The 14,755-nt window shown below is 41.9% G+C and carries 11 protein-coding genes; 5 read left to right on the top strand and 6 right to left on the bottom strand.

Annotated features, from left to right (window positions below):
• The first annotated feature begins 2 nt into the window (after window positions 1–2).
• From ACFFIP_RS13900 to ACFFIP_RS13910, 3 genes are all read left to right on the top strand, one after another.
• The gene (locus tag ACFFIP_RS13900; RefSeq protein ID WP_382388288.1) at window positions 3–1,325 is read left to right on the top strand and encodes an acyclic terpene utilization AtuA family protein; all 1,323 of its coding nucleotides are present in this window, start codon (window positions 3–5) and stop codon (window positions 1,323–1,325) included.
• Window positions 1,322–1,633: an AtuA-related protein gene (locus tag ACFFIP_RS13905; protein WP_382388289.1), complete on the top strand. Its 312-nt coding sequence runs from the start codon at window positions 1,322–1,324 to the stop codon at window positions 1,631–1,633. The genes ACFFIP_RS13900 and ACFFIP_RS13905 overlap by 4 nt, the downstream gene beginning before the upstream one ends.
• Before the next feature lie 352 nt (window positions 1,634–1,985).
• Complete coding sequence (locus tag ACFFIP_RS13910; protein WP_382388290.1) at window positions 1,986–4,415, top strand: TonB-dependent receptor domain-containing protein; 2,430 nt, start codon at window positions 1,986–1,988, stop codon at window positions 4,413–4,415.
• A gap of 552 nt (window positions 4,416–4,967) precedes the next feature.
• On the opposite strand, the gene ACFFIP_RS13915 is transcribed toward ACFFIP_RS13910, so the two are convergent.
• The 5 genes from ACFFIP_RS13915 to ACFFIP_RS13935 form a co-directional block, all read right to left on the bottom strand.
• Window positions 4,968–6,587 (bottom strand): Gfo/Idh/MocA family protein, encoded by a 1,620-nt coding sequence (locus ACFFIP_RS13915; protein ID WP_382388291.1) that lies wholly within the window; start codon window positions 6,585–6,587, stop codon window positions 4,968–4,970.
• A 12-nt stretch (window positions 6,588–6,599) separates the two neighbouring features.
• Window positions 6,600–7,088 carry a DoxX family membrane protein gene (locus ACFFIP_RS13920; protein WP_382388292.1) on the bottom strand — a complete coding sequence of 163 codons (489 nt, stop codon included), beginning with the start codon at window positions 7,086–7,088 and terminating at the stop codon, window positions 6,600–6,602.
• Window positions 7,089–7,306: 218 nt separating this feature from the next.
• Entirely contained in the window at window positions 7,307–8,095 is a 789-nt protein-coding gene (locus ACFFIP_RS13925) for a 5'-methylthioadenosine/adenosylhomocysteine nucleosidase (RefSeq protein WP_382388294.1), read from the bottom strand.
• Window positions 8,092–9,396, bottom strand: coding sequence for an NCS2 family permease (locus ACFFIP_RS13930; RefSeq protein ID WP_382388296.1), 1,305 nt, complete (start codon window positions 9,394–9,396; stop codon window positions 8,092–8,094). Before ACFFIP_RS13930 ends, ACFFIP_RS13925 begins: the two co-directional genes overlap by 4 nt.
• A gap of 83 nt (window positions 9,397–9,479) precedes the next feature.
• The gene (locus ACFFIP_RS13935; protein WP_382388298.1) at window positions 9,480–10,430 is read right to left on the bottom strand and encodes a DMT family transporter; all 951 of its coding nucleotides are present in this window, start codon (window positions 10,428–10,430) and stop codon (window positions 9,480–9,482) included.
• A gap of 285 nt (window positions 10,431–10,715) precedes the next feature.
• Between ACFFIP_RS13935 and ACFFIP_RS13940 the strand changes: the two genes are divergently transcribed.
• Window positions 10,716–11,708, top strand: coding sequence for a hypothetical protein (locus ACFFIP_RS13940; RefSeq protein WP_382388299.1), 993 nt, complete (start codon window positions 10,716–10,718; stop codon window positions 11,706–11,708).
• A gap of 111 nt (window positions 11,709–11,819) precedes the next feature.
• A complete protein-coding gene (locus ACFFIP_RS13945) occupies window positions 11,820–13,514 on the top strand; it encodes a sulfatase family protein (protein WP_382388300.1) in 1,695 nt (564 codons plus the stop codon).
• Between the two features lie 261 nt (window positions 13,515–13,775).
• On the opposite strand, the gene ACFFIP_RS13950 is transcribed toward ACFFIP_RS13945, so the two are convergent.
• Window positions 13,776–14,747, bottom strand: a complete 972-nt coding sequence (locus ACFFIP_RS13950; protein ID WP_382388302.1) for a phytanoyl-CoA dioxygenase family protein — start codon at window positions 14,745–14,747, stop codon at window positions 13,776–13,778.
• Between the last annotated feature and the right edge of the window lie 8 nt (window positions 14,748–14,755).

Genomic DNA, 14,755 nt, shown 5'->3' on the forward strand with positions numbered 1-14,755 from the left:
AAATGAAAGCAAAGATAAGAATTGGATGTGGCGCAGGTTTTTCTGGTGATAGAATAGAACCTGCTCTGATATTGACCGACAGAGGTAATTTGGATTATCTGGTGTTGGAATGCTTGGCAGAAAGGACAATTGCCTTAGCCCAGAAGAGGAAGCAACAGGATCCGGATATGGGTTATGATCCTTTATTGGAAAGGAGAATGGATGGACTTTTACCATTATTGGTGAAACATAAAACCCGTTTGATCACCAATATGGGGGCAGCCAATCCATTAGCAGCTGGCAAAAAAATCCTGGAAATTGCACAAAAGAAAAATATTCAGATCAAGGTAGCTGTTGTGTTGGGAGACGATGTTTTTACTCAGCTTCAAGGAGATGAATTCAGTATGGAAGGAGATAAGCCGCTCAATAGCTATGGGAAACTGATTTCAGCCAATGCTTATTTAGGAATTGATGCGATTATCCCAGCATTGGAAACAGATGCACAGGTGATCATCACGGGTAGGGTGGCAGATCCTTCTTTATTCCTTGCTCCAATGGTATATGAATTGGGATGGGATCGTCAAAATTTTGAATTGCTTGGGAAGGGGACTGTTTTAGGGCATTTATTGGAATGTGCAGGACAAATTACAGGAGGGTATTTTGCAGATCCGGTTACCAAACCTGTGCAGGGCATGGAAAAACTGGGCCATCCTTTTGTAGATGTGTTTCAGGATGGATCGGGAATCATCAGTAAAGTGGAAGGTACAGGAGGGCAAGTGAGTATCATGACAGCCAAGGAACAACTTTTATATGAGGTGATAGATCCCGGAAATTACATTACTCCTGATGTCAATGCGGATTTCAGTACAGTGGTATTTGAGCAAATGGGGATAGATAAAGTGAGAGTCAGTGGTGGTAATGGGATAAACCGACCGAAAAAGTTGAAAGTGAGTGTAGGGTACCATGCAGGTTATATGGGAGAAGGGGAGATATCCTACGCAGGAGCCCATGCGAAGGAAAGAGCCATGCTGGCCGGAGAGATAATTGAGAAGAGGATAAAGCATTTGTTTGATGAATTCAGGGTCGATTATATAGGACTAAGTGCTCTTCATGGTCTAGGTTTATCTGCAAGCAGTTCCCCTTATGAAATCAGGTTACGAGCAGTTGGTAAAACATTCGAAAAACACAAAGCTTCCTGGGTGGGAGAAGAGGTGGAAGCGCTCTATACCAATGGACCAGCCGGTGGTGGAGGGGCAAGGAAAAATGTTCAGGAAGTGGTTGGTGTAGTGTCTACATTGTTGGATAGGGATGTAATACAGGCGGAAATCAAATTGTTTGGTTCATGAAAAAATTGGCACAAATCGCACATAGCAGAGCAGGGGATAAAGGAAACACCCTGATGCTTTCCCTGATTCCTTTTGAGGAAAAAGATTATCCTTTGCTGCTGCAAGAGGTAACCGCTGAGCGGGTAAAGAAACACTTGGGGTTTCAGGTCCAAGGAGAGGTGATCAGGTATGAACTCCCATTACTGAATGCACTGGTATTCACCTGTCAAGATGCCCTGACAAGTGGGGTGACCACTTCATTGGCTTTGGATGCACATGGGAAATCTTTGAGTTATGCTTTATTGGAAATGGAAATTGATGCTGGCTAGCAATTATAAGCTTAATTTTTGGGGATTTCATCTTTTTAAATTTTGATAAAAAAATAGACAATGTTCAACTTGTTGAAAAACAGGTTGTTCATGAATTGAAAGTGGCTGATCTTTTTTCGTTACACTGCTAATTTACCTTTAATTTTACATTTTGTAAGCCCTCCAATACCCCGTTAAGAGACAGGATTTTTACCTTTTATAGTCGTCTGGGTCAAATCATTTATTTTTCTTATGAATCTCATTTAAAAATTTTATTTAGAAATATTCTAAATAAAATTGGTTCGGATCAGTTGGCAACCTAAGTTTGTGCCGTTAATTTAAACTAAGTCTAAATAAGGATAATAAACGAAATATGAGATTAATTTCTTTAGTTTTTCTTCTGTTTGTCATCAGTTCAACAGGAACTGTTGCCCAAAAAAATATTCTGAAAGGTAACATCGTGGACGAAAATCAACAGCCTGTAATCGGTGCTTCAGTTTATCTGGAAGGTACGGTAAGAGGTGTTCAGAGTGATGTCAATGGCAATTATATTTTGAAAGATTTCCCTCATGGTGATTATGTGTTGCGTGTCAGTATGCTGGGATACAAGGACGCTTCCTTTCCTTTCAGTATAGGTGATAAAGAGTCCAAAGAATTTAACCTGGTTCTGGGTGAGGAATTGATGCTGTTGGATGCATTTGAATTTTCTGTAAGCAGGGGGATTATGGGACAGGAGAAAATGCCGGAGGTTGATAATTTTAGGATCAATGCTGCCAGAAAGAATGAGGTGATCCGGGTAGGGGAAATCAATGCAAACCTTGCCATGAACAACAGCCGTCAGATTTTTGGACGTACACCTGGTATTTCCATATGGGAAAATGATGGCTCGGGCATACAGTTAGGGGTAGCATCGAGGGGACTAAGCCCTAACCGTTCCTGGGAGTTCAATGTCAGGATGAACGGGTATGATGTGACTCCTGATCCCATGGGCTACCCTGAAGCTTATTTCACTCCGCCAATGGAAGTGGTGGAGCAGATTGAAATTGTCAGAGGGGCTTCTTCTTTGCAATATGGCCCCCAGTTTGGAGGATTGATGAATTTTGTAATGAGAAAGCCTGATAAATCCAAAAAATTTACCTTTGAAAGTTTGAATACAGTGGGTAATAATGGTCTTTTCAGTACCTTTAATTATTTGGGCGGTACCGAAGGAAAGTGGAATTATACGGCTTATTATCAGAAAAGAGTGGGGAATGGTTGGAGAGAAAATGGTTACTTCAATACAGACCATGCTCATGTGGAAGTGAATTATGCAGCGAGCAACCGTCTTAAATTAGGGGTTGAAATGACTTATATGACGACGGAAAGCCAGCAACCGGGAGGACTTACAGATGAACAGTTTAATAGGGACGCCAAACAAAGCACAAGGAGCAGAAACTGGTTCAGTACGCCTTGGTTTATCCCGGCAATTACCGCTGAATATATCCTTTCGGATAACACCAAGCTGAGTTGGAAAACATTCGGAACTTTTGCAGAAAGGAATTCAGTGGGATTTGTAAGGCCAATTACACAGGAAGATGATTTGGGCAACCGTCAATTGGACAGGGATTTTTATACCACATATGGCAGTGAATTGAGGATGATCACCAATTACAGCCTATTTGGGAAAGAACAGACTTTAGCCTCAGGTGTACGTTATTTCAATGGGTTTATAGACCGAAAGCAAAATGGACAAGGGAATTCAGGTACCCGAATGAATTTTGATTTGATTGAAGGAGGAGTGTACAATAGAGATCTGGATTTCAGCAATATCAATTATGCCGCATTTGCGGAAAATATTTTCAGGTTTTCAGATAAGTTTCTAGCCACAGCCGGCCTTAGATTGGAAAGTATCTATTCAAATATGGAAGGTAGATTCAATATTCAAAATGGACAAGAAGTTTTACTCAGTCCACAGACAAGGACCAGAAACTTCCTGCTCCTTGGTCTAGGCTCTGAATACCGCCTGACTTCCACTACTGAGTTTTATGCCAATTTCTCCCAGGCATACAGACCTGTTTTGATTTCAGACCTAACTCCTCCGGCCACGACAGATGTGATCGACGAAAACCTGAAGGATTCCAGAGGATATAATTTTGATTTTGGATACAGAGGTGCAATTGGATCTTATCTGAAGTTTGACGTGAGTTACTTCTATCTTAATTATGCAGACAGAATCGGAACTATTGCACAGATGGGGCCTGGTGGTGATATCTTTCAATTCAGAACTAATCTTGGAAATTCAGTCAGTCAGGGTTTTGAAGGCTATGTAGAGTTTGACCCCATTACTGCCTTCCTGAAAAGCTCTAGAATTGGCTATGTCCACATATTTGCTTCTTTGGCCTTGGTAGATGCCCGCTATGGTGATTTTGCGACTACAACAGTAAGCAATGGAGTCATCACTGAAGGGAATATCAAAGGCAACCGGGTAGAGAATGCCCCACGCAAAATCAACAGATACGGCCTTACTTACCAGTATAAAAACTTCTCTGCCACCTGGCAGTTGAGTGATATCGGTGAAGCATATGCGGATGCCTCTAATACCGTTGAACCAAATGCAGCCGCTACAGTGGGGTTGATTCCAGCCTACCAGGTGCAGGACCTGTCAGGCAGCGCCACATTTGCCCAAAGGTACATCTTAAAAGCCGGTATCAATAACCTGACCAATGAAATGTATTTTACACGCAGAGCAGGAGGTTATCCAGGTCCTGGGATCATGCCGGCAGATGGTAGAACCTTCTATTTAACCGTAGGATTGAAGCTGTAAAGCAGGGCTCGGTTTACCCAAATGGCCATGGTCATGTGCATGACTTTCGATAAAAAAAATGTGTAAAAAATAACGGATAATATGTGGTTAAATTCTTGTTTTTGAATACATTAAGTTGTATATTTGATTATATCAAGTGAGAGATAAAAGGTCGGATGTAAAAGTCCGGACTAGGGTTGAAAAACTGTAATGGAAGTGTGAAGGGGCTGGAAACCTTGAGTGGAAAGTCTGAGAAGGGTAATACCGCAGAAGCATTGAAATTAAGCTCTGGAATTGAAAAGTTTGAAGGGTGAAGTTTAGAAAATCTAAGGTCATGAACCTGGGTAACTGGGGGAAAAGCCATAATAACTGTAGCTTGGCGTGGTTTGAGGGTTAAGGCTTTCAAGTCATGAAGCGGGAATCAATCGAATAGGTTGTTCCCGCTTTTGTTTTTAAACGGTGTCATCTAGTTTTCATTCTTATTAGGCTACGTTTGTTTGTTATTCATCATTTCAATTTTTGACAAAAAAAAGAGGCCTCTTGACGACCTCTTTTTTGGGTTTGTTTTGGGTGTTAAACAACTTCATTATTGAGTAATATGGCATCCAGATCCTCTCCTGGTAAGGAAATGATTACTTCTTTTTCTTCATCCCACTCTATTTTTCTCCCGAGTTTGTAGGACAGACCACCCATATGAGCCGTAATGGCTTCTTCAAAACCTTCTTGGATGCCACAACTTGGCTCTCCACCATTTCGGACACAGCTTAACCATTCGCGTATATGTAGGAAGGTGGAATCTACCCTTTTCCCATCTCTATAGGTCCAAAGCAAACCTTTGTTGGCAAAATATTTGGCTGTGGCAGAAGTAACCGCATCCACACCATTAGCACTCGGGTCATATTGGTAAATCGGTACACTTGGATCAATTCTGCCTTCTGCTATAAGGTCTTTATATTTAGTAGATCTTGGATCTGCATAAATGGTTAGGACATTTCCCAGTTCCATGGAGGCATCATGTCCCATCAACACCGTTCCTCTTTCAAATTGATTGCCCAAGGTAGCACTGTAGACAAGGGTCATTCCTTTTTCTTTTCCAGCTTCCTGACTGGTGCCTGTGCTGAAATCAGGGAAATCCATATTGATCTGCATGACATCGGGAACATTTCTGCCATCTCTATGGGTATAGATTCCTCCTGATGCTGTTACATATTTCGGGATTCCCATCTTCAATACGCAGTTGATCCGGTCGTAATCGTGGGTCAAAAGATCACCTGAAAGTCCGGAACCATATGCCCACCATTTTCTCCACCTGAAGAAATGCTCGGCATTGAAGGGAATCTGTGGGGCTGTGCCCAAAAAAGCATTCCAATCTATGGTTTCAGGTGAAGCTTCAGGATGGATTTCATATTGCCATGCGCCATTGTCATCATTTCTGTTGGTAGTGGTCATCACGAGAGAAATATGCCCCAAGGTATTTTTCGCTATGGCATCTTGGGCGGTCAGGAAACTCAATGTTTGACGGTGTTGGTGGCCAACAGCAAACACAATTCCTGGATTTTTCCGTACTGCGTCTCTCAGTTGGTACGTTTCTTCTATCGTATGGGTCATAGGTTTTTCCACATAGACATGCACCCCGGCTTCTATGGCTGCAATGGCCATGGGGGCGTGCCAATGGTCCGGGGTAGCAATGATTATCGCATCTACCTCTCCACTGTTGATCAGTTCTGTGTAACTGCCGTAGCGTTTGCAGGTATTTCCGTTGCTGTTAAAAGAGCGCAGTGCTTTTTCAGCTCTTACGTCAAAAATATCGCAGATGGCGGTCAGTTTGACGTTCAGGTTTTCCTGGGCCTTAAAATCTTCCAGTCTTTTGTCATTAGGATTGGCAATGGATGATTGGACCATTTCTTCCAGCCATTCATTAGTAGCGAATCCCAAAGAACGCATGAGTTGTTCACCTCTGATCCCAAATCCTATGATTCCTACACGCAAAGGTTCACCGCTCATAGGGCCGGTAGCCGGTGGTGGGCTAGCATTGATGTTTAATTTTTCAAGGAGGAAATCCCTTTCCAGTTTGGTTTTTTTGGTATTGGTCAAACCTGCTGTCCATACCGCACCTATCAGAGGCAAGCCTCCCAGTGACTTCAAAATATCTCGCCTGGAGAATTTTTGAAACAGATTTTTATCATTTGACATTGTTTGTTCGGTTTAGGAGTGAGCAGTTTTGATTTCTTTTTTGTGGAATAACCTTTCCAGTCCAAAAAGGGTAGAGGTGGGAAACAGGAATATTACAAAAAGGGCTGCAGCCTCTATGAGGTTTTTATTGATCAACCAATAGCTGCCTTCCGTCGCTCCTTGGGGATAGCCGGGGAAAGGCGGATGGGCTAAAAAATAGAGCAATAAGAGTCCAATTCCGATGATGCTGGCCAATTTGGTCTTGTAGCCTAAGATTAGGAGAATACCCACCAATAGGAGCGCTCCGATATTTAGCGTATCGGTGATGGATATCATCGATTCGCTGGCCATCCATCTGAAGAAGGATTCTAAATATGTGGCGCTCATGAGATAACCTTTGGCAGTCCATGCAGGGCTGTATAATTTGATGACACCTTCATACAAAAAGTGCCATCCGATCAATAGGCGGAGTAAAACCAATGCACTGCTCTGTGCAGTGGAGTATTTGAGAGTCTGATCCATAGTCTGTTGTTTTTTTGGATTAGCGATATTACTCGCAAAAACCTGAAAAAAACATGACGCTAATCAGTAAATTGTTTGATATTAATCCTTTTTGAAAAATTTACTCCTAAAAAATCTATTATAGTCAAAATTTATTAGCGAAAAACTGAATTTTCGATATTTGGTTTGGTAAATCGGTATAGAAAATGGGGTTTGAAGAAATTTTCTTGTACAGCTTTTTACATTTGGTCCAGAATGGCCATAACCAACATGGCAGAATTAATAGCGGCAGGCTCTACAAACTGATTGAAATTGACTCTTGCATTGTTGTTGGCATTGTCACTGCAGCTGCGAATGACTAAAAATGGGATTCCCAGTGTCTCGCATAAATGTGCGACTGCTGCCCCTTCCATTTCAGTGGCCAAGGCATCAAATTCCTCATAAAGCCATTTTGCCTTTTCATTGCTGCTGACAAACATGTCCCCGGTAGCGATAATCCCTGAATATACTTGCGGTGCTCTTCCTGCAACTTTCACAAAATCTACCCTTTCGGAAGCATCTAAACTCATTTGATAAAGTTTATTGTTAGATGCTATATGAAGATTTTCCAAATGACCTCCTGTGAGTTTCCTGTAAGGGGTAACTGAAAATCCAAGGGTATCATGTTTTCCAAAATCATGTTGGAACAATTTTTCCCCGATCACAATATCGCCCGGTAAGGATTCAGGATGCAATCCTCCCGCCACTCCAGTGAAGATGAGGGCGCTCAATTTGAAGTTTTGGGTCAGTACAGCGGTACTGTAAGCTGCATTAACTTTTCCTACTCCCGCCTTCAGTACGACCACTTTTTTTCCGTTGAGTTTTCCTGTGTAAAAATCTATTCCTCCTATGTTCCTTTTCTTCGGCTTGTCCATTTCATCCAAGAGGATGCTGATTTCCTGATCCAGGGCACCCATAATGGCTATTTTTTGTGCGTATGAGGAACCTGTCAGGATAATGAAGAGTAGGAGTACGAGTGTGCTTTTCATTGCCAAAGGAAGAATAGGGATAATAAAGAAATGATGGCCAAGATAGGGTTGATTTCAGAAGTTTTTCCGCTCAAAAGCTTCAATAATGTCCAGCTCACAAAACCAATGGATATGCCTGTGGAGAGGCTATACGTAAATGGAATCAACACGATGGTGAGGAAACTTGGAATAGCTTCATCAGGGATTTTCCAGTTGATCTTGGTGACAGGAATAATCATAAAAGACCCCACCAAAACAAGGGCTATCGAACTTGCAATTGAAGGAATAATCGAGAGTAGTGGTGAGAAAAACATAAATGGCAAGAATAAAAGACCAGCTGTAATGGCAGTTTTGCCTGTTTTGCCGCCCTCTTCAATACCTACAGCAGATTCAATGAAAGCAGTGCCCGAACTGCTTCCCACCAAACCCGCAAAGAGTGTGGCAAAAGCATCCGTCAATAATGATTTTCTCATATTCCTTGGGCTGCCATCCGGATCTTTTAGCCCTGAGGCTTCCGCCAAACCCACAAAAGTGGAAATTCCATCAAATAAGATGGTGAAAGTAAAAACAAATATGACGGAGAGGTAGGCATATTGCAATGACCCCAAGATGTCGGCTTTCAGGACCAAACTGAAATCGGGAGCTGCAAAGATCCCGTTGAAATTGACCAGGGTGGACTGTCCAAAATTGACCGCTGAAGCGTCTCCCCACCATCTTCCTATCGGCCAGGCCAACAAGGTTGTGAAAATAATGCCAAATATGATCGCGCCGGAAACCTTTCGGACAATCAAGGCCCCTGTGACCATTAAACCTGCCAGAAAAGTCAAACTGATGGGATTGTTGAAATCGGCCATGCCGACCAATGAATCCGGATTGTCTACAATGAAATGGGCATTCTGGAAACCGATAAAACAGATAAAAAGCCCTATTCCGGCAGCAACAGCATGACGGATGGCAGTGGGAATGGCTTCTATGATTTTTTCACGGGTTTTGAAAACAGAAAGTAGCAAAAAAATGACCCCCGACCAGAAAACCGCCCCTAAAGCTTCTTCATAGCTTAGTCCATATCCTTTTACAGCGGTGTAGGCAAAGAAGGCATTGATGCCCATGCCCGGAGCGACGACAATGGGGTTTTTGGCATAAAGTCCCATCATCAAGCTTCCAAAAGCAGAGACAAGTACTGTTGCTGTCAATACTCCCGAGAATGGCATGTCCGCAGCTGAAAGGATAGCCGGATTGACAATGATGATATAGAAAGCAGCCAAGAAAGTACTGATGCCTGCCAGTATTTCAGTTTTGAGTGTGGTCTGCTGTTGTCTCATTTTTTAATAATTCTGACGAAAGTACAGCACTATTCTCTTTATATCAATTTTGCTGGCGCATAAATGATGTTTTGATCAAAAGCTCAGACTATGGGACCTTCCACAGGAGAGATGGGGACTTGGCTTTTTTTGACTTTTTTGGCCAATGTCAAAATAGCCACAGTGGCTAAGATGATGAAAGTCCCCAACCAATCCATAAAGGTGAATTTCAGATTTAACCATACCACTGCTGTTATGGCTGCAGAAAGTGGTTCAACGGAGCATAAAAGACTTGCTGTTTGGGCACCGATATAATTCAGAGAGCCGAGGAAAATGGAAAATGCGATCACCGTCCCAAAGATGATGATATAGGAGAAAGCTAACCAAGTGCCCGTGTCCCATATCCCTGAACTTTCCCATGGTGAGGTATATAGAGAGAAGGAAATACCACCTATCAGCATTCCCCAGCCTGTGACAGTGGGCGCAGAGTATTTTTTGAGTAATTGTACAGGTTGTATGGTGTAAAATGCCAAAGCAATAGCTGCCAAGATACCCCAAAAGACTGCTGCTTCTGATATAACCAAGCTGTCCCAGGTACCGTGGGTGACCAAAAGAAAAGTACCTGTCAATGCCAAGAACAAAGCGATATATTCCATGGCAATCGGCCATCTACGGTTTTTGATAGCATAGAACCCCACCACAAAAACAGGACCTATGTACTGCAAAACCGTCGCTGTAGCGGCATTGGAAAGGCTGATGCTGTAGAAATAGGTGAACTGTACAGCGACCATTCCAAAGATCCCAAAGAGCAGAATCTGAATAGCATCTTTGGGTTTTTTCCAAATTCTCCACACATCTGAATTCTTCCTGCTTATCGCAAAAGCAACAAGGATTAGTCCTGCAATCAGCATTCTCCAAGAAACCAACCAGGCAGGATTTACATTTTTCTGCTCAAATAGGTATTGGGCACAAGTCCCTGAAATACCCCAAAATAAGGCAGCTGAAAGTGCCATGATAAAGCCAGAAATAATCTGCCGGTCGGTTGCTGAGGACATAGATGGATAAATAGATTCTGCAAATAAAGTTGATTTTTTGGAATGTTGATTTCAAAAAAAAATCTTGGATTTAGTAAATTCATTTAAGAAAATTCACTTCTCATCATTTTTTGGTTGCATTTGGTAGAATATTTTGAGTATTATACTTTTTTTACGAGTATTTAGTGTCAAATTTTATTTTTCAAATATTACATCTGTTATTTTGTATCTTTTGCAATATGTCATATGTTTAATTTCAGGGTTAGGAGCTCTGTTTGCTGTTACTATTTTCAAGAAATTCAAATTATGAGTAAATCAGAGGAAAAATCCCACATTGTTGTGGGAGTTGTAGGTGTATTCCTTGCATTGATTGTATTACTTTTCTTCCAACCAATATCAAAGTTCTTATTCCATGTAGCTGAGAATTATTTCAGTTCGGATAAACATATTTTACCCAAGAACATTATCTATTTTCAGTTTGCCACTGGTCTGATTATCGGGATTATAACTATTCTCTCTCTACTTTCATTTATAAATTTTTATGCCAAAGCTTTTGCGTTTCTGGCTCGGTTCATTGCTTTTGATAAAGCAGGGGATTATTTCTTTACAGATGATATCAATCCCAATAAGTCTTATTCAAAATATGTGTTTTTTATTGGTGTAATCGTAGGTTTGTTCTTGCATTTGGTTTACCTCGTGTTCGGGGAACCTGCACATGAAGGTATCATTGAGGAAGGGAGTTCTCTTTTATTTTTGTTTACTGGCCTCATCTTTTTGGGCTCTGTCTTTCAATTGAAGAAAAAATATTTCACCAAAGCCATGTACCTTTCCCATTTATATACCTTGATTTTTCTTGCTTTCACTTTGTTGGTGATGTATGGGGAAGAGATCAGTTGGAGACAAAGAATTCTTGAGATAGAGTCTACGGGTGTTTTTCAAGAATATAATTTCCAATCGGAAACCAATATCCATAATTTCTTTAACCCTCTTTTCAAATTCCTTTATCCAATAGTCGGTATAGGCTCATTTGTCATTTTGTTTTTCCTTTGGTCCTTTTATATGCCTGAAAAAAGTTATTACTACAAACTTTATGTCCCTCATAAAAGTCTTTTCTTCTTGATTTTCCTGATGGCCTGTGCCAGCTTTCATGGGGATAGTGAGATTTATGAGGAAATGTTGGCTGTATTTTTCTTTTTCTACAGTTTGAGAATTCTACTTTCCCTGAAAGGGTTTTCAAAAATCCATGAACCTAAACCTGGGTTTTCTTCATGGATCAAAAAGCAGGTAGGTATGGTATAAATCAAAGTTAAAAAACATCCATTTCTTGGACAGAAAATAGAATTTACATCAAAGGAACCATCAAATCGTTTATGTTTTTCTATTTTAGCTGGCAATCAGACCTTTGCCACTATGAAACTCTTCCGAAAGACACTTTGGTTCATTGTAACCCTCACTTTGATTTTATCCTGTGAAACTAAGCAGAGAGAGTCGCTTTCCTCCAAAAGACCCAATATCATTTTCATCATGTCCGATGATCATGCCTATCAGGCGATTTCTGCTTATGATAATCGGTTGATCCAAACCCCAAACATCGACAGATTGGCCGAAATGGGCATGCTCTTTACCAATGCCAGCGTGACCAATTCCATCTGTGCGCCGAGCAGGGCTACCATACTTACGGGTAAACATTCCCATCTCAACGGGAAAGTGGACAACCATTTTCAATTTGATACCACCAACATCACTTTTCCACAGATCCTGCAGCAAGCCGGGTACCAGACCGCCATGTTCGGTAAACTGCATTTTGGCAATAATCCTAAAGGGTTTGACCAGTTTAAAATCCTTCCCGGTCAGGGAGCCTATTACAATCCGGAATTTATCACTAAGTATGAGGGTAATATTACAGTGGATGGATATGTGACAGATATCATCACAGATATGACTTTGGATTGGCTGGAAAAAGAGCGTAAAGAAGAGCAGCCTTTCTTGCTAATGTACCTGCACAAAGCCCCTCATCGGTCCTGGCTGATGGCAGAACGTCATTTGGAGGAATTTACCAAGCGTACCTTCCCAGAGCCAGCTACGCTATTTGATGATTACAGTGGCAGAACTTCCCCTGCAGCAGAGGCGGAAATGAATATTTTGAAGCACATGAGCTGGGCAGGAGACCATAAAGTCTTTCCTGAGCTGATTGATGAATTAGGAATTCCGGAAATTGGATTTGACAAACCCAGATATGCTTATGAATACAGCCGCCTGAATTCATCACAGATGGAAAATTTTCTGAATGCATACAGCAAAGTGAATAAGACATTTGCAAAGGCTTATCCCGACATGACCGAGAAAGACAAGATGCGTTGGAAATACCAGCGCTACATGCAGGATTACTTAGGGACCATTCAGGCAGTGGATGAAAATATGGGCAGGCTCCTGGATTATCTGGAAGCCAATGACCTTATGGAGAATACCATCATTGTCTACACTTCCGACCAGGGATTTTATTTGGGTGAACATGGCTGGTTTGACAAGCGCTTTATCTATGACGAATCCTTCAAAACACCACTTTTGATTTCCTGGCCTGGAAAAGTGAAAGCAGGTTCAAGGTCAGACGAACTGGTCCAAAACCTGGATTTTGCACAGACTTTTTTAGAAGCTGCGGGAATTGAGGCTCCTTCGGATATGCAAGGGGAGAGTCTAATTCCTGTTCTCACCGGACAGAATGAACAATGGGCCCGGGACGCGGTGTATTACCATTATTATGAATACCCTGCCGAACACATGGTCAATAGGCATTATGCCATCGTGACCAAAGACTACAAATTGGTGCATTATTATTACGTGGAGGATCAGTGGGAATTGTTGGACAGGAATAAGGATCCCATGGAGCTGAAAAACTTCTATGATGATCCAGCTTACGCCGAAATCAAAGCAGACCTTCACTTGAGACTGGATGCCCTCAGGGAAAAATACAAGGACAATACCGATATCTCTCAGCGCTACATAGACCAATTCATGGATGATGCCCTAGATGGAAAAGTTTTTGGGATAAGCAAGGAAAAGGCCTATGAGATTATTCAGAGGCGGGAAAGGGGGACCGAGCGTTAAAAATTAGTCCAGTTGACTAATTTAGCGAGGGGCCAGGATGTAGGGTGGGAATGTGAATAAGAGCCAAGTAAAAAGGCAAAAGTAAAAAGGGGGATGTCGAATGTCGGATTTCGGAATGAATAATCCTATCCTATTAAGCATTAGTTTCTGAATAACCGAAAAGGCCTGAAGGGCCGCTCTGTTACAGCCCGAGGCAAAGTCCTGGGTAAAAAGTTCAAAGCACCAAAAATGTATCGTAATAGATTCCTGTATATTTATTCCTCACCACCTATCCAATCCGAGCAATTTTCTACCCAAAGGGGATAAAACGGCTGTTTCATATCTGGTTTGTTCCCAGTTTCTAGGATCTCCAGGAAATGCATACCCGGTAGGGGCAGTTCTGTTTTTCCATGAGTTGATCCGCCATTCCCTGAGCAGTTCGTTTTCCTCCTCAGCGGGCACCATAGAGATATATTGTGCTATTCTGACTTTGTCGGAAAGGTTGGCACGGATGCCATGGGGCAGCAAGCTGTTGAAAATCAACAAATCACCTGCTTCAAGTTTGACCTTCACAATCTTGTCTTCCATACAGCTGATATCAGGAAGGAATCTGTTTCGATCTGTTGGCTGGGTAAGTTTCCAGCTGTCATATTCCCGGTAAAGTTCAGGGATGCACTGAAATCCGCCCATGTTTTCATCCATTTGGTCGGCCAATGCTAGTACACCCTGTACATTCTGAGGCTTGGTCTCGGGGTCATAATCCCAATGGATGAAAGCCTTGTATTCATGGCCGGGCCGGATTGGGAAATTTAAGTTGGCCCGATCAATGGTCACCCATAGCTTTTCTGTTCCCCAAATGTCCACAAAGGCATCATAGATTTTTGGCATTTGCCGGTTGTTCCAAAGATGCTGATGATTATACACCTCCACCATTCCGGTCCCTACCAATTCCTTCATTTCCATTTCGTTGTAGGGGTTTTTATACCAGGTATCTGGATTGTTGGAATTCTTGTCTTCAAATTCCCATAAAAAGTCCGCAGTTGCTTTGACCTGTGCTTTGGGCACGGCATTTTTGATGATGATATAACCATTCTGAATCCAAAATTGCCAATCTTCCTCACTGAGCATCCTTAAAGGCTTCCCGTTTGATCTGTCATTAAGGCGGTAAATGCCGTTGATGGCAGTGGTAGGGTTACCAGGTAATTCATCAGCATTACCGATTTTATCCTTTGTATTTTCGTAACCTGTTTGCATAAGGCTTG

Origin of the sequence: Fontibacter flavus (assembly GCF_042432905.1) — a bacterium.
Classification (GTDB): Bacteria; Bacteroidota; Bacteroidia; order Cytophagales; family Cyclobacteriaceae; genus Fontibacter; species Fontibacter flavus.